At 34.4% G+C, this 19,383-nt stretch carries 18 protein-coding genes and 3 pseudogenes; 9 read left to right on the top strand and 12 right to left on the bottom strand.

The genetic code is table 11. The features are described 5' to 3' along the window. Positions 1-170 precede the first annotated feature (170 nt). Positions 171-935, bottom strand: a complete 765-nt coding sequence (locus CQ058_RS05060) for a DUF2087 domain-containing protein (protein WP_002189118.1) — start codon at positions 933-935, stop codon at positions 171-173. A gap of 343 nt (positions 936-1,278) precedes the next feature. Beyond that, the gene (locus CQ058_RS31715; protein WP_002086397.1) at positions 1,279-1,437 is read right to left on the bottom strand and encodes a hypothetical protein; all 159 of its coding nucleotides are present in this window, start codon (positions 1,435-1,437) and stop codon (positions 1,279-1,281) included. A 162-nt stretch (positions 1,438-1,599) separates the two neighbouring features. On the opposite strand from CQ058_RS31715, the gene CQ058_RS05070 reads away from it, so the two are divergent. Together CQ058_RS05070 and CQ058_RS05075 are read left to right on the top strand one after the other, a co-directional pair. Further along, on the top strand, positions 1,600-2,022 hold the full coding sequence (locus CQ058_RS05070; protein ID WP_002189116.1) for a PH domain-containing protein: 423 nt from the start codon (positions 1,600-1,602) through the stop codon (positions 2,020-2,022). 230 nt (positions 2,023-2,252) lie between these two features. Continuing rightward, positions 2,253-3,602 (top strand): annotated as a pseudogene (locus tag CQ058_RS05075) (FAD-binding oxidoreductase). Between the two features lie 205 nt (positions 3,603-3,807). On the opposite strand, the gene fumC reads toward CQ058_RS05075, so the two are convergent. The 5 genes and pseudogenes from fumC to CQ058_RS05100 form a co-directional block, all read right to left on the bottom strand. After that, on the bottom strand, positions 3,808-5,196 hold the full coding sequence (gene fumC / locus CQ058_RS05080; protein WP_002035171.1) for a class II fumarate hydratase: 1,389 nt from the start codon (positions 5,194-5,196) through the stop codon (positions 3,808-3,810). Between the two features lie 126 nt (positions 5,197-5,322). Continuing rightward, complete coding sequence (nhaC, locus tag CQ058_RS05085; RefSeq protein ID WP_002126686.1) at positions 5,323-6,726, bottom strand: Na+/H+ antiporter NhaC; 1,404 nt, start codon at positions 6,724-6,726, stop codon at positions 5,323-5,325. 395 nt (positions 6,727-7,121) lie between these two features. Continuing rightward, a complete protein-coding gene (locus tag CQ058_RS05090) occupies positions 7,122-7,781 on the bottom strand; it encodes a class I SAM-dependent methyltransferase (protein ID WP_002030981.1) in 660 nt (219 codons plus the stop codon). A gap of 111 nt (positions 7,782-7,892) precedes the next feature. Further along, a pseudogene (locus CQ058_RS32690) lies at positions 7,893-7,982 on the bottom strand (TIGR03943 family putative permease subunit); the annotation flags it as partial. Positions 7,983-8,178: 196 nt separating this feature from the next. Beyond that, a complete protein-coding gene (locus CQ058_RS05100; RefSeq protein ID WP_002064702.1) occupies positions 8,179-8,490 on the bottom strand; it encodes a DUF3784 domain-containing protein in 312 nt (103 codons plus the stop codon). Positions 8,491-8,653: 163 nt separating this feature from the next. Here CQ058_RS05100 and CQ058_RS05105 point away from each other — a divergent pair, with 163 nt between their 5' ends. After that, positions 8,654-9,619 carry a DMT family transporter gene (locus CQ058_RS05105; RefSeq protein WP_002193113.1) on the top strand — a complete coding sequence of 322 codons (966 nt, stop codon included), beginning with the start codon at positions 8,654-8,656 and terminating at the stop codon, positions 9,617-9,619. 16 nt (positions 9,620-9,635) lie between these two features. Continuing rightward, complete coding sequence (locus CQ058_RS05110) at positions 9,636-10,307, top strand: GntR family transcriptional regulator (RefSeq protein ID WP_002030983.1); 672 nt, start codon at positions 9,636-9,638, stop codon at positions 10,305-10,307. A gap of 52 nt (positions 10,308-10,359) precedes the next feature. On the opposite strand, the gene fbpA is transcribed toward CQ058_RS05110, so the two are convergent. After that, positions 10,360-10,530 (bottom strand): Fur-regulated basic protein FbpA, encoded by a 171-nt coding sequence (gene fbpA / locus CQ058_RS05115; protein WP_002012091.1) that lies wholly within the window; start codon positions 10,528-10,530, stop codon positions 10,360-10,362. A gap of 193 nt (positions 10,531-10,723) precedes the next feature. Continuing rightward, complete coding sequence (locus CQ058_RS05120; protein ID WP_002193114.1) at positions 10,724-11,623, bottom strand: cation diffusion facilitator family transporter; 900 nt, start codon at positions 11,621-11,623, stop codon at positions 10,724-10,726. Between the two features lie 268 nt (positions 11,624-11,891). Here CQ058_RS05120 and CQ058_RS05125 point away from each other — a divergent pair, with 268 nt between their 5' ends. After that, positions 11,892-12,965: a beta propeller repeat protein gene (locus CQ058_RS05125; RefSeq protein ID WP_002193115.1), complete on the top strand. Its 1,074-nt coding sequence runs from the start codon at positions 11,892-11,894 to the stop codon at positions 12,963-12,965. 40 nt (positions 12,966-13,005) lie between these two features. On the opposite strand, the gene CQ058_RS05130 is transcribed toward CQ058_RS05125, so the two are convergent. Together CQ058_RS05130 and CQ058_RS05135 are read right to left on the bottom strand one after the other, a co-directional pair. After that, on the bottom strand, positions 13,006-14,112 hold the full coding sequence (locus CQ058_RS05130) for a DUF4179 domain-containing protein (protein ID WP_002193116.1): 1,107 nt from the start codon (positions 14,110-14,112) through the stop codon (positions 13,006-13,008). Then, a complete protein-coding gene (locus tag CQ058_RS05135; protein ID WP_002193117.1) occupies positions 14,109-14,675 on the bottom strand; it encodes a sigma-70 family RNA polymerase sigma factor in 567 nt (188 codons plus the stop codon). Before CQ058_RS05135 ends, CQ058_RS05130 begins: the two co-directional genes overlap by 4 nt. Before the next feature lie 268 nt (positions 14,676-14,943). Here CQ058_RS05135 and asnB point away from each other — a divergent pair, with 268 nt between their 5' ends. Beyond that, positions 14,944-16,767 carry an asparagine synthase (glutamine-hydrolyzing) gene (gene asnB / locus CQ058_RS05140; protein ID WP_002193118.1) on the top strand — a complete coding sequence of 608 codons (1,824 nt, stop codon included), beginning with the start codon at positions 14,944-14,946 and terminating at the stop codon, positions 16,765-16,767. Positions 16,768-16,813: 46 nt separating this feature from the next. Here asnB and CQ058_RS05145 read toward each other — a convergent pair whose 3' ends face one another. After that, a complete protein-coding gene (locus tag CQ058_RS05145) occupies positions 16,814-17,641 on the bottom strand; it encodes a PP2C family serine/threonine-protein phosphatase (RefSeq protein WP_002012083.1) in 828 nt (275 codons plus the stop codon). A 124-nt stretch (positions 17,642-17,765) separates the two neighbouring features. Between CQ058_RS05145 and CQ058_RS05150 the strand changes: the two genes are divergently transcribed. The 3 genes and pseudogenes from CQ058_RS05150 to CQ058_RS05160 all read left to right on the top strand — a co-directional run bounded on the left by CQ058_RS05150 (position 17,766) and on the right by CQ058_RS05160 (position 19,361). Continuing rightward, entirely contained in the window at positions 17,766-18,176 is a 411-nt protein-coding gene (locus tag CQ058_RS05150) for a MarR family winged helix-turn-helix transcriptional regulator (RefSeq protein WP_002030991.1), read from the top strand. Next, positions 18,160-18,489 (top strand): DUF3147 family protein, encoded by a 330-nt coding sequence (locus CQ058_RS05155; RefSeq protein WP_002086410.1) that lies wholly within the window; start codon positions 18,160-18,162, stop codon positions 18,487-18,489. Before CQ058_RS05150 ends, CQ058_RS05155 begins: the two co-directional genes overlap by 17 nt. Next, positions 18,441-19,361: pseudogene (locus tag CQ058_RS05160) on the top strand (alpha/beta fold hydrolase). The gene CQ058_RS05155 and the pseudogene CQ058_RS05160 overlap by 49 nt, the downstream one beginning before the upstream one ends. Positions 19,362-19,383 lie beyond the last annotated feature (22 nt).

The following is a 19,383-nucleotide window of genomic DNA, read 5'->3' on the forward strand; positions in this document are numbered from 1 at the left end:
AATTACTCCAACCATTTCTATACTGTTTGCTCGTCAAAGTAATTGCTTCTTCCACTCACTATTTTCAAATTCATCATAGAACTTTAACATATTTTTCGTATCTGTAATCCTCTATCTCTTTGTATAGTTGTTTTTATTATGTGCATCTATTCATTTTCTTCTCTTCATTCTTATAACTTCACCCAATATTGGCTTCCATCAGCTGTTCTATCTAAAAAACCATATTCGATTAAATATCTTCTCAAAGTTACAAAATCCGGATATATATTTTCTAAAACTATATTTACTTCTTTTTCAGTATACTTTTTATTACTATCGAATTTCTTCACTAAATGACGTAATATAATCAATTTACGCTTTTGCTTTTTCGGAAATTTAGAAAGCGGTCCATCCAAACCTTCTGTAAAATGCGCTGTTAAAACTTCAGCATTTTCTTCCTCTGTAATATTGTATCTATCATCCACCATCGTAGCTGTTCTATGAATCGGTACAAATTTAGTTTGAACTTTTGATTTTTCTTCTGACAATTCCATTAACGCTAAAAATACTTTCGCTTGCTTCATTTTCTCGCGCAATGTAAATCGATGATTGCGAATCGTCGATGTGCTCCCGCCATCCATTTCTTTTACAATCTCTTTATCGTTAAGTCCCATATGGAAAAACTGAACCATTTTCTTTTGCAAATCAGTTAAGCCTGTAAACTTTTTATCAAGATTTAATAAATATTCAAACATAGATGTATGCTCATTTTGAATATGCAACTGTACAAACTTCTCTGCTTCATACAAAACTTGATTTTCTTGATAAATAACCCCTTTAATAAACGTTTCTCCACAAGCTAAACAAACATACTCCTCTGCTTCCTCGTCAAATACATACCCTTTCTTCAATTCCTCTATCGACGCATCCCAAAACTTCTCTGAAATATCACTCATACTAAACATTCCTCCAAAAAGTTTATTAAAACCATAAACAAATTACGATACCGTTTATTACCACTCCATCATCTTACCATACCAAAATCAAACAATTCAATGTTTCGTTTACCTATTTTACAAACTTTTATAAAAATATCTATTTATACGTTATAAAAAGGACTTATCCCAACAAACAGCGAATGTGTTTTTAGAAACGACTTATTATTAAGATGTGAAATATGCTGTTCAATATTTAAGTGATACAAACCTAATTCAACATGGAACCGGCATTCACACATTCCAAAACTTCAGCATTCAATTTTAACTACAAAAAAGGTGTTTCCATATACGAAAACACCTTTTACCTTTTATATATTTTATAAACAACCTCTACTAAAACTTTACTTGCTTTTACAAATACATGTTTTCGATTTCCATCCTCAACGAATCTATTTGAACAACCACTAATCATCATACAACTAATTATGACTATTACTTTAATACTTTTTCTGCAAATCATTTTATGCAACTCCACTTTTGAAAACTTCATTCAAATTTACCCTATCAAAAAAAGTTTACACGAATAATGAAACGTAAGAATATGTAATGTTGCATATTTTTACGTTTCATTACAATATTGTGATTTAATTATTTTAATGACTGGTAAACCGAGGTGATTTACTTGAAATTTAAAGCAAAAAAAAATCCATTTCATATCATTTTAATCTCATTGTTTTTAGTTGTTTTTTTCATTTCTCTATTCTTTCAAAATGAGAATTCTATTTTTTTCACTCTCATGATGCTCTTAAATATCGTGAATCTCTCTTCTTTCTATTTTTCTCATTACAAAATAACGGAATCTGCCCTTATTGTTAAACATGGTTTCATACTCCGTACTGAAATTCCATTTGAAGATATACGCCACATTAAATACTCTGGTAAAAAGCTTCGTTCAGAAAATTGGACAAGACAACAAATAGAAATTCATTATAATTTATTCGACTCAGTAACATCTTTCGTACCACAAGAAGAGGAGAAATTCATTTTACTCTTAAAAGAAAACTGGCCAAATGTGAAAATAATCAATAGTACCTCAAATGAATAATTTTGTTTGAGACAGTTCAATGCTATTAGGATAACTATATAAGAATTGAATATCCTCCCCAAGTAAAACCGCCGTTTACATATTTATTCTCCCCTCAGGCTAACTCCCCAATAGTTAGTCTATTTTTTATTACATAAAGATACTACGCCTTCATCACAAACAAACGATACGAACATACCCTATTTCTAGAAAAACAAACTACTACACAAAATGAATGAAAGGTGCTTATTATGTATGAGTTAAGTTATGAAGGATTAACAGGTGAAATTATTACAAGATATGATTGTGAGTACGAAGAAGCTAGACAAGAATGAAATCGGGCTATTCAAAAGTTTCCTTTAGCTATCATTTATTGTTTTACGAAATGGGATGTTAGTAATGCGATTATTTGGGCGAGAAAAAATGAAATTGCTATTCGCATTCGTTCTGGTGGACACCATTACGAAGGATATTCTGTCGGAAACAATGTCCTCGTAATTGATATAAGTAAAATGAACTGTATGCAGCTTAATGAACATAAAAATACATTAGTCATTCAAGGTGGTGCTCAAAATAAACAAATCTATGACTTTATCTCTTCAAAAGGTTATCCATTTCCAGGAGGAACTTGTCCAACTGTTGGAGTAAGTGGATACACTTTAGGTGGCGGTTGGGGCTATTCTAGTAGGTATTTCGGCCTTGGTTGTGACAATTTAATAGAGTTAGAATTAATTGACTATAAAGGTAAAGTAATTACAGCTAATGAAACTTGCCATAAAGACTTATTTTGGGCTTGTCGCGGGGCAGGTGGCGGAAATTTTGGCATCGTTGTTTCGCTAACTTTTAAGCTCCCTCCAATAGTTGATAAAGTTACTTTCGTTGAACTATATTGGCCTAACGCTTCAGTAGACATCCAAAAGGAATTTCTTCACACATGGCAAAGCTGGCTAGTAAATTTAAATAGTAAGATGACAATCGGTGCGAGCATATACAACTCTGCTGTGGAAGGACTTGCAATATATGGACGAGGTTTATATTACGGTACCCCAGAAGATGCAGCGTTCATTCTACAAGATTTACTCAATATAAACGGGGTGAAGATGAATTTACAATATATCAGTTTTCTTGAAGCAATGGCCATTGTAGAATCTTCATATCCCTCGTCTGAACAATTTAAATCTATAGGCCGGTTCGTTCATAAACAATATAACGAGGAAGAAATCGAAAAAATTATTAGTCTTATTGAAGATAGAGCTTCCGGTAGTATTTTTGCAGCTATAAGTCTCTACCCCCTTGGAGGAAAAATTCAAGATGTAGGTAAAGATGCGAGCGCTTTTTATTACCGCGATGCACATTATATTCTAGGAATCCAAACTATATGGGAAGATCCGATTGTTAAAAAGGATAATTCCCAATGGTTAGAAAGCCGATTTGACTATATAGAATCTATAACAGAAGGCTCATTCATCAATTTCCCATACAGCGATTTGAAAGATTATATGAACGCTTATTACGGGACACATGCGAACAAATTAAGAAAAATCAGTAAAAAATATGACCCTTTATGTGTATTTACTTTTCCGCAAGGAATTAAAAATTAATATGCGATAAAGTGAAACTTTAATCAGTGGAGGTTTTGTTCATCCCCCACTGATTATTAGCCTTCACCAATCGGGCGTTTATGGGCAGCAGGGCTCCCACCTAACTTCTTTGCTTCAGCCGAATTTTGAGGTAGGAGTTTTACTGCCCGGCAAATAGCGGGATAAAAAAGCCAAGATTCTAAATTAAGAATCTTGGCCTCTTCTATTATTCTTTCGGAGCAATCATTTTTTTCGGATCTACAATCTCATCAAATTGCTCTTCTGTTAGTAGTCCAGATTGCAATGCTGCTTCTTTTAAAGTTAACCCTTCTTTATGGGCATGCTTTGCAATTTTCGCGGCATTTTCATACCCGATATGTGGGTTTAGCGCTGTTACAAGCATTAATGAACGATTTACATTTTCATTAATTACTTCTTCATCTGCTTCAATACCAACTGCACATTTATCATTAAACGAAACGGTTGCATCAGCTAATAAGTGAGCAGATTGCAGGAAGTTGTAAGCAATAACTGGTTTGAATACGTTTAGCTCAAAATTACCTTGGCTCGCAGCAAATCCGATTGTTGTGTCATTCCCCATAACTTGTGCTACAACCATTGTTAATGCTTCACTTTGCGTTGGATTTACTTTACCTGGCATAATAGAGCTTCCTGGTTCATTTGCAGGGATAATAATTTCCCCAAGACCACTTCGTGGACCACTTGCAAGCCAGCGCACATCGTTAGCTATCTTCATTAAATCAGCAGCTAATGCTTTTAATGCTCCATGTGCAAATACAACTTCATCATGGCTCGTTAACGCATGGAATTTATTTGGTGCAGAAACAAATTGTTTACCTGTAAACAGACTAATTTCTTCTGCTACCATCTCACCAAATTTAGGGTGCGCATTAATTCCAGTTCCAACCGCAGTACCACCAATTGCTAATTCTTTCATATATGTATTGCTATCTGCAATCATACGCTCTGTTTTTTCAAGCATACGGTGCCATCCGCTAATTTCTTGTCCTAACGTTAAAGGTGTTGCATCTTGTAAATGCGTACGACCGATTTTAATAATATGTTCAAATGCAGTTACTTTTTCTGCTAATGTTTCTTTTAATTTCGTAATAGCTGGCAATACATGGTTTTCTACCGCAATTACACACGCTACATGAAGTGCTGTTGGGAACGTATCATTTGAACTTTGAGACATGTTCACGTCATCATTCGGATGAATATGTACGTCAGATCCCTTTTCTTTCAAAATTTGATTACCGCGGTTTGCAATTACTTCATTTACATTCATATTCGATTGTGTACCACTACCCGTTTGCCATACGACAAGTGGAAAATGTTCATTCCATTTTTCTGCGATAACTTCATCAGCAGCTTCCACAATTGCTTGCGTCTTCTCTTCTGATAGCTTTCCTAATTTTTGATTACTAAGCGCTGCACTCTTCTTTAAAATCGCAAATGCTTTTACAATTTCAAGTGGCATATGCTCTGTTCCAATCGGAAAATTTTCCTTACTACGCTGCGTTTGTGCTGCCCATAATTTATCAGCTGGAACTTTCATTTCTCCTAATGTATCTCTTTCAATTCTGTACTCCATTTTTTCATCCCCTTGAAAATAAAATACCTACATCTTTTATTTTAACAGACTTTCTATCAAATGATAAGAATTCTCATTAATACATATAAAAAAAATTACCTTCCGCCACCGCAGAAGGTAATTTTTTTATGATGCTTGCTTTCCTTTATCCGCATCATCTACATACCAAATGAACTTGCCTGTATATCCATAAATAACTGCTAAAATGAGTGATACGAAGCTTAGCCACATAAATGGAACGTATGATAATGTTGATACACCTAAAATACCAGCCATAAAAATACCATTATCAGACCATGGAACCATACCAGAAGTCAAAGTTCCACCTACTTCTGAGTTACGTGCTAATACGCGGCGATCTATTTTTAATTTATCATAGCTATCTTCCATAATTTTTGGTGTTAAAATAAGTGATACGTACATCGCACAACCAAATATGTTAGCTAAAAATGCAACGATTAATGTAGACAATGTTACATTACCTGCAGAATTTAATTTCTTCTCAAATTTCGATACGATTACCTTTAGAACACCTAACTTTTCAAGTAATCCACCAAAACCTAATCCGAAAATAATAACAGCTACTGAACCAAGCATACCATTAATTCCACCACGGTTTAATAACTTATCGACAAACTCGACACCAGATTGAATTGAGAATCCGTTATATGCTGTTCCAATTGCCTCTCCAAAGTTCATTCCTTGGAAAAGTGTTGCCCAAATTGCACCAATTAAAGCTCCCATAGCAATTGTTGGCATAGATGGTTTCTTCATCGCCAATAGCACAATAACAATTACCGCTGGAACAAGCATCCATATTTTAATATCAAAGTGCTTTAATAAAGATTCTTTTAAAAACTCAACTCTATTTAAATCTACATTATCCCCGCCATACATCCATCCAGCAACAGTAAACATAATGCTGGTAATAATATAAGCTGGAACGTCTAATACGAGCATAGCTCGAACGTGAGCAATAACATCTACTTTCGCCATAGAAGCTGCAAGAACTGTGCTATCAGAAAGTGGTGATAATTTGTCTCCGAAATAAGCTCCTGAAAGGACTGCACCCGCAACAAGCGGAAGTGGTAATCCAAGCCCTTCACCTATCGCCATCATAGCAATACCTGCAGTTCCAACTGTTCCCCATGATGTTCCTGTCGCGATAGAAGTGATTGAACAAATAATTAAAGTTGCCAATAAGAATATGCTAGGGTGAATGAATTCTAATCCATAATAAATTAATGTAGGTACAACCCCACCAGCAATCCACGTTCCAATTAAAGCCCCAACTGCAACTAAAATAAGAATTGCTTCTAATCCATTAGAAATCCCTTTCGTAATTGCATCTTGCAATTCTTGATAACGAAATCCTAATCTTAATCCAAGCGCAATAACTAAAAACCATGAAATAAATAGCGCTAATTGAATTGGGAGATCAAAAATCGTTTGGAAGGAAAAGACGACAGCAAGAAATAGGCATAAAAGAATAATAATTTCTAGCATCGATGGTAATCTTACACTTTTCATTTTTTTCTCTCCTTACAAGTCGATAACATGATTTATGTAGTCTTACGTGTATGTAGTATACAATTAGCGAAGACAAAACAAAATTTTCATATTATTTCGATTTATTTTTTCAGTATAATATATTCACAACCCTTTCTATTGTAAAAGTAGATTGCGCTTTTCGCAATGAAAAATATAAAAAATGTTGTATTTTTATTTATTTAGATAAAAACACCTAATGAAATAAAACTTTAATCAATGAGGGTTTTATCCATCCCCACTAATTATTAACCCATAATAACCTTTTTAATATTTGCCTCAACAAAACTTTTTACTACCGCTTTCACCTCATATGTAATAATATATTTCCACATAAAAAAAGAGCATACATCATTTAATCGATGCATGCCCCTCTTTTATTTATACATATTTTGTATCTCTTCTTTATTTTTAAGTATTTCCGAAAACTTATCGCTACAACCTTTCGGAAATAAAACTCCGAGTCCATATGAATGCCCAAACTGAAAATGAGGGTATTTCACCTTGACCTCATCCCAAAACTTATACACACCGAAATCACCGTTTTTAACTTCAATATCATGAAATAATACAATACCGTTTTTCGCAACTTTAGGTAACCATGTTTTATAATCATGAGAAACAGCTTCATACGTATGATAGCCATCAATATGCAAAAGATTTATCGTTTCATCTTGAAACTCATCCAGAGCATCATCAAAAGTAGACCGAATTAAATTCCCTATATTCAGGTAGTTATCCCTCACCACTTTTTCTACTATTTGAAAAACCCCTTCTCCATATGGACCTGTATGCCCATCTCCAGCCCAAGTATCTACAGCAAAACATTTTGTGGCTAACCCACCATCTTTTACCCCCTGGCAAAAACTAAAAAATGAAGCACCTAAATGCGTACCTAACTCAACTAAAGTTGCTGGTTCTTCAAATCTTACTAAATCATATGCGAAATCTAAATGCCCACTCCACGCAGATTGTGACCGAATAATAGGACTAAAATTTTCAAATTCAAACGATGGTTTATGAGTAACCCAGTTCATCACGTATCTCCTTATACACATATTTTTAACAAACCAAATTACTCTTATCTTTATTTTTTTGGCGTCGCGATTATGATTATATTTCATAAAAAGATGAAGAATTACCCATTCTTATTGGGGTAAAGCATCATATACATATGGATTTGCTGGCTTCTTAATCTTCTCTACTTTACTTATTTTCACAAGTGGAAATAGCATTCCTTAGAACCAGAAGCATTGAAAAACTTGGATGAACGATATGGAGATTAAATAACTGAACTTGTATTTATCGGCATCGATATGAATCGTTCTATTAACAGAAAAAGAAATGAAACAAGATTGAAATACATTTGTTGATCCTATTCCCGCTTTTACTTTCACTTCATAATAAAAAGGCTTCCGTAGCATGGAGCCTTTTTCACTTTGTAGTACTCTTATTTAACATATTTGCTTTAATAAGAAACACAATTGTACCTAAAACAATTAAGATAGCATATACGATACCAACTACATCACCTATTTTTTCTAAGCCAAACGGTAATAGTATAGTAGCAACTCCGACTATATAGGAAAACACACCTGAAAGCTTCGCTAATTTATTTTTATCTCCAACAAACGTTTCTTCCTGATAGCCTGCCAACAAAAACAATCTCTTTTTCACATGTATTTGATAGCCTAAAAAAATGATAAGTAATCCAACAAATAAACAAACCAAAAATCCTGCTAGCATATAACTCTCCCCTACGATATTTTACTATACACAAAAAAGATGATCGTTCTTACTAAACAATTTTATTTTTAATTAGAAATTTCAGTTTATTAATACTCCATTTCGTGATATATTGCATATTGTATCTAATATATATTTTTTTGAAAGGAGGACTATATATTTTATGGATCCAAATCGATTAAAAGGAATTATAATGGTCATAATCGGTGCTTGTTTATGGGGCTTATCCGGAACAGCTGCGCAACAACTTTTTCAATTCGAAAACGTTTCCACTGAATGGTTAGTTACAATCCGTTTGCTTATATCCGGTGCTATTTTGCTCATTATGTCATCATTCGGAGCGAACAAAAAAGAAATATTTGGAATTTGGAAACAAAAGTCTGATGCAAATAAGATAATTTTGTTCGGTCTTTTAGGCATGCTTGCTGTACAGTACACGTACTTCGCTTCTATTAAAGAAGGAAACGCTGCTGTTGCAACTTTGTTACAATATTTAGCCCCTATATTTATCACTGTATACTTACTTTTCAAATGGAGCGTTCGTCCATCAAAAATTGATTATATTTCAATTACCCTCTCATTAGTAGGGACTTTTCTCCTATTAACAAACGGTTCTGTTCATAACTTAGCTGTATCTACACCTGCTATCATTTGGGGCGTTTTATCTGGACTATCTCTTGCATTTTATAGTTTGTATTCAAAAGAATTGTTAGAAAAGTGGTCTTCATCCGTTATCGTTGGATGGGGGATGATCATTGGGGGGATTGGCGTAACGATTTTACACTTTATTTCCACAAACGAATTCATTTTATTATCAACTATGAAATATGTAAAACTAAGTACCCTCCCGCTCATTACATTTGTCGTCATTTTCGGGACACTCATCGCATTTTATTTATACTTAGATAGCATAAGATACCTTACGCCTAAAGAAACAACATTATTTGGCTGTACAGAACCACTCGCAGCTATTATTTCTTCTGTGCTTATTTTGCACGTACCGTTTCAATCTTTTCAGTTATTAGGTGCTTTTTGTGTAATTGTAATGGTGCTCATATTAAGCCAAAAACCGGATAAAGGAAAACCAAAATTAAAGCTTGTTAATACGAAAAAGAAACATATACAATGAAAGGATTGAATTCACTATGCCTGTCCCTCAAAATTATAAAAAACCAGGAAGAGTTTCAGCAAAGTCACTCGTTTTAAATCAACTGCAAGATTGGATTATAGAAGGTGTTTTACGACCTGATGAAAAAATAAATGATGGGGAATTGGCAGAAGCACTAGGAGTAAGCAGAACACCTGTTAGAGAAGCTTTACAAATTTTAGAGCTTTCTGGATTAGTTGAAATGGTACCTGGGCAAAAAACGAAAATCGCGCCTATTAAGTTAGACGACGTATCTATCATTTATGAGACGATAGCTGGTCTTCACTCAATTATAGGAAAGCAAGCACTTCAAAAAGTTACAGACGCTGATATTAAACTACTTTCCGAGATAAATGATGCTTTTCAACAATCTATACATGAAAAAGATTCAAAAAAAGCTTTAGAACTAGATATACGATTTCACAATACAATTACTTCTATTGCTAAAAACCGATATATTGAACCTTTTCTAGAAAATATGCAACTTCACATTTTACGCCTTGAATATTTATTTTTCCAAAACTTCGTGCCTGCAAGTCAATCTATTAAAGAACATCACTCTATAATTCAAGCACTACAAAAACAGGATGAAAAACGAATGGAACAAATGATGTCTCAAAACTGGCTCCGTCCAATGAAAGAAATACAAAAAATAATTTCTATGAAATAATAAAGCTGGTTACACAAAAGTGTAACCAGCTCCTTCTTTAATAATCTATATGCTATGCCTGAATATTTGCGTAATCTTCAATATGCTCGTACTCTTTTTCCAATTCCTCTAAAGACAGCTCATATAATTGTCGGTCGCGAATCTTAAACACCCCTGCTCCAATTAACTCATCAATTAAATGTCTCTTACGATTTTCAACAGCAAAACGGAGTTGACTACTCATCTTTTAAAAAACTCCTTTCTGCGATCATTGAAAATGATAATCTTTATCAATTACCACTTTTGATTATAAAAGATGATTCTTAATAAGTAAAGTAATCTTATGAAATATTTACCTTACAAAGTATTTGTGGCCACATTATATATATGTATGCCACGCGAAAAATGTTATGACATTTTTTCATACCCTTTTTCTTTCATACTTTGCAAGTTGTCTCATTATGGTTAAATTCACCTTCTATTTCAACTTGAATGGTGACATGTTCTACATGAAATTTCCCCTTTAATACATCCGTTGCTTCTTTCAATACGCTTTGCGTTTCATTACCTTCGATAATAAGATGGCAAGTTAATACTTGAAAATCTGATGTTACAGACCATATATGTAAATCATGAACTTCTTTTACAATAGTAATATTTAATAATGTATTTTTCACCTCTTCAGCATCTATGTGCTGTGGTGCACCTTCCATTAATATATGAACTGTATCACGTGTTACACGCCATCCACTTATAATGACTAAAATAGATACAAGAATACTAGCAACCGCATCTGCAGCAGTCCATCCCAAAAATTTAATAAGTAACGCAGCAATAATCGCTCCAACTGAACCTAATAAATCGCCTAGTACATGTAAGAACGCACTTCTTAAATTTAAATTACCTTTCACATCTCCGCCTCTCATTAATATCCAAGCTGATACAATATTAATAAGCAGACCAAGCACAGCAATAATGAGCATTCCATTACTAGCGATTTCAACTGGTTCCTTAAAACGACGAATTGCTTCAATAAAAATATATACTGAAATGACAATAAGAACGACACCATTACATAATGCCGCTAACATTTCGACTCGCTTATACCCATATGTTTTCGCAGCCGTTGCCGTTTTTTCCCCAAGTTTGAACGCAAGTAAACTTAAAGCTAAGGATACTGCATCACTTAACATATGCCCTGCGTCAGACAATAGTGCTAAGCTATTTGTTACAAATCCGCCAATAACTTCAGCAATCATAAAGCTTGTTGTTAATAAGAAGGCAATTAATAACGCTTTTTTATTTTTTGAATGACCGTGATCATGTGAGTGTCCCATACAAATGCTCCTTTAAGTGCAATATCTGTATGTTAGTATGAAACAAATCCCCTATCTTTATCCCCCATTAACGCCCGATAGTGAATGCTACTAATCCGTAGAAGATGAACAATATCCCACTGATTAAAGTTTCACTTTATCCCGCTTCCTCTGTATACAAACTTCGCTACTTTTCAAACAAGTCCTTTTTCTCAACTAAAAACAAGACTACTTCTTTTTTATTTTCATATTGTTTACTAATGAAAGAATTTTTAAGGGGGTTACAAAATTGAAACGACTATTTCTCTGCATGGAGCGTGAACTTGTTGTAGTAAAAGAACAATATGGTAACTATGAAACCACATATCATTTACAAAATATGCAACCTACCTGTATTGTGGTTGATCCATTCCAAACAAATCGTGTTTATTGCGGCACATTTGGACGAGGTTTATGGCTAAGTGACGATGGCGGGGATTCGTGGAGACCAATTGGTGATTCATATCGTTACTTTGATTTCCCTAAAGAGGATGGTATTTTACACTCTTCTATTACTTCTATAACGATAAGCTCAAATGAACAAGTTAACGGCTACGGCGTCGTTTATGTCGGCACAGAACCGAGTGCTTTATTCCGTTCAGAAAATGGTGGTGAAACGTGGACTGAACTTAAAAATATGAAATCATTATTATCTTCCTATACGTGGGCTTTTCCGCCTAGACCTTTTACCCATCACGTACGCTGGATTACAGTTGATCCAAACAATCCAAATACACTCCATGTTTCAATCGAAGCTGGTGCTGTTATTCAAAGTAATGATAAAGGGCATACATGGATTGATAAAAAATTCGGTGCTCCTATCGATGCTCATCAATTACTCATGCACCCTGAAGCCCCAAATCGCCTTTATGCATCATGTGGTGACGGATTTATGGGCGGACCTGATCGTGCATATCTTGAAAGTTATAACAGTGGAAACAGCTGGATCTCATGTAGTGACGGACTTGAGCATCATTATTTATACAGCATGGCTATCGATCCGGCTGATTGCGATACAATTCTCGTTTCTGCCGCACCAAGTGCCGACCTTGCTCATCACCGTATTCCTTATGAATCTTATATTTATCGGAAAACGAAAGATACTCCGTTCCAGCAAGTACAGCAAGGTCTACCATCTGCAATTGGTACAGTCATTTCGATGTTTGCTACAAATCCAGCCGAACCACATACGTTTTACACCTTAAATAACAATGGCATCTTTCAATCCACTGATAGCGGCGAAACGTGGGAACAACTAAACATTACATGGAAAGATGAGTATAAAACGCAGCATCCGCATGCGTTACTCGTTACTAATTCTTAACGAAAAAGAGACTGCCTAATGTTTTTAGGCAGTCTCTCTTTTATTTCTTTAAATCAATTACAATATCATCTAGAACAATATCTTTACTCTTCGCTTCTTTTTTCGGCACTTCAATTTCCTTCTCTTTTCCATTCACATATTCCACTCCACCATGATTTTCAGGTGTATGGACTCGCAAGTGTACACGAGGTGTAACGATAAGCTTTGTTGCATTTTCGTTCAACTTTTGGAATGTAGCACTCCAACTACTTTTATGCGGTTCTGCTACTGTACTACTTCCGCCATTTCCTTCACCTGCATATTTATTTCCTAAATCATCTTTTATTTCTAATTCCACATCAGCGCTATCCCATATACTTCGTAATGCCTTAGATTCTTCCTGATTGTAAAAAACGATAAAGGACATCGGAGTTACTTCCATTTTGTCTATATTTACTTTTATTAATTCATTTTCAGAAACCCTATTAACCTTTATTTCCTTACTATCCATTGCCTTTAAACTAAGTGCGAAATTCCAATTCCCCTTAATTGAATTACCTTTATAATCCATCTCAATTTCTTCCATATCCCACCAAACATTTGCAACATCTAACCTTTCACTACCATGATCACTCATCGTAGTCATACCTACATATTTTCCCTCTCCAACTTTTGTAACGTTCGAACTACCTCCTCCGCCATTAAAGCCCATAACTTGTGGCCTTCCAAATGGGAACGGTTTCTCCCCTAAATCTTTATCACTCTCAATAGAATATGTGATTGTAATTGTTCTACCATCGAACACAGCATCATTAATTGTAACCTTAACCCCATTACTCTCTCTCGTCATATTCAATTCAGTCGAAAACTCTTTATAATTTTCATATAGTCCTGTTCTACCATTATCTAAAAATCGGAATATATCACCTACAATTGGCAATCCTCCAGCATATGTAGGAAACCCGATACCAAGCGTTGCAACTGATAACCCTACTAAAATAGATGCAGCAGCGACACCCTTTTTCCAACTTTTCATCTTTTTCTTCATACGTATCGATTGTTTTACATTACGTTTTACTTTTCCTTTTTCAATTTCAGAGGCCTCAATTTCCTCAAGTTCTTTTTCATCTATATCAATGTCATTTAATAGTTCATAAATGTCTTTCATATTGCACTACCTCCAAAACTAATATTCGTAGCATTTTGTTGTAGTTTCTTTTTCCCACGGTACACACGATTATCTATTGCTGCCCGAGTTAATCCTAATTTGTCACCTATTTCCTCTGTCTTCATACCGATAAGATATTTCATAATGAATACTTTTTGATCTAACGGTTCTAATTGATTAATAAGCTTCAATAACTCTTCCCTATCTTCCATAACGATTAATTCATCTTCTGCTGACTTTTCCATACTAATATGAAACTCATCTGAAATAATTTCTACTTTTCTAGTCGCTTTCCGGTAATAATCAATCGCCTTAAATTTTGCAATCGCCGCTATCCATTTTTTAAAGTCACTCGGCTCTCCATGAAATTTATTTGCGTTATTCCAAATGGAAAGAAATATATCGTTTACACATTCCTCTATGAGTCCATCATTTTGAACCGGTAGAAGAACTTTGTGCGTTATCCCCTTTATGAGCGGTAAGTATGTATCGACAACAAATTCTAGCGCATCTTCCTTCTGCCGCTGTAATCTTTTTATAAAATTTTTCTCATTTGATTTCATGTAGCGATTCCCCTTATTTTTTTGTAAAAGCTTTTACACCCTATATAACGTCTAAAAAAATATTTTCTCTCATCTTTCTTATTTTTTGTATGTAATGGAATACTTTTCCTTAGCCATTGTCTCATATAAATATAAGCTTGAAGAAAATTTTCTCAAGTCTGTAATTCAATTAGTGTAGTACACTATTTATGCAGACACTCTTTAACCTGGTGTACATTTCATTTAATTAATCTATTTTTATAATTTTAAATTAGGAGATGAGATTTGTATGTGTGGAATTACAGGTTGGGTAGATTGGAAGAAAGATCTTTCAAATGAACATGTTATTTTAGAAAAGATGGCGAATAGTATTCAACATCGCGGTCCTGATGCTGAAGGATTTTGGTTTTCACCTCATGCGGCTTTTGCACACCGACGTTTAATTGTTATTGACCCAGAAGGCGGGACGCAGCCAAAAACATTCCGTGCCGGTGATTATACGTATGCTCTTACTTATAATGGAGAAATTTATAATTTTCGTGAACTGAGAGAACAGCTTCGAAAATGTGGTCATGCATTTGAAACGCATTCAGATACAGAAGTATTACTACATGCTTATTTAGAATGGAAAGAAGACTGCGTACAACATTTAAACGGAATTTTCGCTTTCGCCTTATGGGATGATCAGAAGCAACAACTGTTTTTAGCACGTGATCATTTAGGCGTAAAGCCACTCTTTTATACAGAAAGAAATGACAGTATTATTTTCGGATCTGAAATAAAAGCATTATTAGCTCATCCATCTGTTCCTGCTGAAATTGATGCGGACGGCATAAATGAAATATTTGGATTAGGATTATTTCGAACTCCAGGATGTGGCGTCTTTAAACATATTCAAGAAGTTCGTGCTGGACATTCTATAACATTCACACGTGATAAAAAAGTAGTTAAGAAGTATTGGAATTTAGAAAGTAAGATCCATACAGACTCTACCCAAGACACATCTTCTCATATTTTATCTATTTTACAAGATACAGTAAAAAGACAATTAATTGCTGATGTTCCCCTCGTTTGTATGTTATCAGGCGGATTAGATTCTAGTGGTATTACTGCACTTGCGGGTAAAGAATTTAGAGAGGAACACAAAACACTTCACACATATTCAATCGATTTTTTAAATAGCGCGAAAGATTTCGAACTGACATTTGCTCGAACTGGTTTAGACGCTCCTTGGGTAAAACGTGTTTCTGAACATGTAGGGACATCGCATCATGACATTATTGTGAATGCTGAAGAGTTAGCAAATCACTTATTCGTTCCCCTTCACGCGAAAGATTTACCCAGTGCTGGCGAAATGGAAACTTCACTTTATTTACTATTTTGCGAAATGAAAAAAGATGCAACCGTAGCTTTATCTGGAGAATCTGCTGATGAAGTATTCGGGGGATATCCTTGGTTTCATCAAGAAGAACTATTATATGTAGATAAGTTTCCGTGGTTAACAAACTGGAAAAACACATCTTCTCTATTATTAAACGACGTAACAACTCAATGTAATCCTGAGCAGTACATTAATAAACGATTCCATGAAGCTGCTCTTGAAGTACCTACTCTTGAAGGTGAAAGTAAAAAAGAAGCGAAACAGCGTCAAATGTTTTATTTATTTTTAACACGATTCCTTCCGTTCTTACTCGACCGTAAAGACCGTATGAGTATGGCTGTAGGATTTGAAGTTCGTGTACCGTTTTGCGATTATAGATTAGTTGAATATTTATGGAACGTTCCTTTCAATATTAAAAGTATTGATAATATCGAAAAGGGAATTTTACGTAGAGCGCTGAAACCAGCTTTACCTGATGATGTGCGAAATAGAAGAAAAAGCGCTTACCCTACTTCACAGGATCCACACTATTTACAAACAATCCGCAATTTAACGCTTGATATGTGCAGTAATAAAAACAATCCTGTTTTCTCACTCATTAACCATTCCATATTACTTGCAATTGCTGATCAAAGTAACAAAGAGATTACCAATTTTGAAGCAAGAAGTGCTATGGAGTATATGCTACAAGTAAATGAATGGTTAAAAACGTATCATATTCATATTGCTTAACAAAAAGGAGTTCAAGGACAAAAACCCTTGAACTCCCTTTCATTTATTAATTGGCACATTGTCTATTTTCAGTATCGATGGACCATCCAATAATAGTGGCACAATCTCTACCTTTCCACTGAAGTACATTTGTTAATACAGGCTCAATCTGTAAACAAGATCCGTCGTGTAATATTTCTACTAAAGATTGATCATCATCAAACTTTAGTTTATCACACTCTAAAATACCATCCGTTGCCATTACAATGTGATTCTGACCTTTTTCTAATCCCCTTACCCCTGATGTAAAACAAGGTGTATTCGCTGCAAAAACATTTTTTCTTCCTATATACTCATAGTTCTTACGCTTATTTAGCCTACCTTTTCCATTTTTCGTTTGCTCTGAATGGAATAAATACGCGAAGCAATCACCAACTGATAGCCAATATAAGAACTCGCCTTTTCGTAAACAAATTAAACATGCAAGTTCCTCATCATCTTGGTCACATTTCTCGATAAATAGCTCATCTGTAAATAACGCTAATAAATACATATGTGTATGATGAAATGCTAAATGGATTGGGTATGAAAATAACTCTTTTAGTTTTTCTTCTCTTTCTGAAATCGCTTCTATTATATAATGTATATTTTTCGTTTTATGATGTGTATCAAAAATCATAACAAATTCAAATTCTAATTTCGGATCCCACCAAGCTAGCACTGCATCTCCTCTTTCATATGCATCACTCTCTTGATTTCCTCCATATACGCCGACTGAAAGAGGACCACATTTTTCAACATGTATTTGATCTACATACATCTTTTCATGACTAATCCATTTAAATGTATTCACAGCTATCATCCTCTCTCTTGCTAAATGTATACCTTTACACATAGATTACCTTATATTTCAATAAAAATAAACTTTTTCAACATTTTTAATGAAAATAAAAGGATTTTACTTCTGAATCAACGAATATATCTTACTATACGATATAAAAATAGGAGGATTTATCATTATGAAAGACATTAATCAACATTGGGAAAGTATTTATTATCACTTACGATATGAATATGAAGACAACCTTTCTCACCAAGCTATTCGTATTTTACAAATCGTTTCTCGTGAGAAAGATATAACAATTGGAAAAGTTGCTACTGAGCTTAGTCTCTCTCATAACACAGCATCTGAACACGTAAAGCGCCTTATTCAAAAAGGATTTATTATAAAAGAAAGAAACAAACACGATGAAAGGGTTGTAAACCTTACTTTAACGAAAGAAGGCATTGAAGTATTAGAAAAGCATACTTTACTAGATAAAGAAAAGATAAAAATATTAGAATCACAGTTATCAAAAGAAGAACAACAATTAATTGAAAAAGCCTTTTCGTTATTAGCGAAGGAGGCAAAATATGCATTTCCTCGTTAAAGTAATCGTTTCGGCACTTATTATCGGCGTTATTACTGAAGTCGCTAAACATTATAGTACGATAGGCGGCTTTATTGCTGCCCTTCCACTCGTTAGTTTACTAAGCCTATTTTGGATTTCTTTCGAAGGTGGAAGTAAACAAGAATTAAGTCAATTCGCTTTAGGCGTATTATATGGATTTCCTGCATCTGCACTACTATTATTTATTGTTTATATCGGTTTAAAAAACTCCTTTTCACTTAGTACATCTATACTCTTCGGCATATGCGCCTGGTGTATCGTCTTTACTTGCCAAAAAGTATTTCAAGCTTAGGGGGAATTACTATTAATAGATCAGTAGAGATATTTGGACAAACTGTAGAAGTATAGATGAGAGGTAGCAGTAAACAAACTGTAGTCATTCAAACAGGAATGGGCTGCTCATTTTACGATTGGCTTCCTATTATAGAAAAGCTTTCACAAAAATTCACAGTCATTTCATATCATCGCCCAGGTTACGGAAAAAGTGAGCTAGGAACTAATCGACGTACAACAATGCAAGTTATAAAAGAACTACATATGTTACTACATGAACTAGATATTTATGAGCCAATCATTTTAATCGGTCATTCCTATGGAGGTTTATGCGCACAACATTTTGCAATGTTACATGAAGATAGGCTGCAAGCACTTCTTTTAGTTGATTCTACTTCCATGAACTTACACCGATTAGATGAACTGCATTTACCGGTTTCTGATCAAACTGATTCTGATGATATGTGGCTACAAAAATATCATACCTACTCCAACATGGATGCAGACGCGCTTTATACTGAACTAAAACCTATGCTCGTCAATACAACAAAACAGCATATCAAATTTTCTACATCTCCTTCCTTATATAAAGCGACAGCTTCTGAACTGTCCGAGTGGAAAAATTGTGCTCGCTCAATAAAAAAACAACATAAAACATTAGAAATACCATTAATCGTTATCGGTAGAGATCCTCAATATTCTATTGCTCAATTGATTGAGGGCGGTATGCCAAAAGAAGAAGCTACACAACTTGAAGATATGTGGCAAGAACTTATTCGTGAACAATTAAATCTCTCAATAAACAGCCAATACATTTTGGCTGAACATGCTAGTCACGGGATAGAAAACGATCGTCCAGATGCTATCATTGAAGCCATTCACTTATTGTAAATAAAAAAAGGAAGCAACTAAA

This window comes from Bacillus sp. MYb56 (assembly GCF_002976445.1).
In the GTDB taxonomy this organism is placed as follows: Bacteria; Bacillota; Bacilli; order Bacillales; family Bacillaceae_G; genus Bacillus_A; species Bacillus_A mycoides.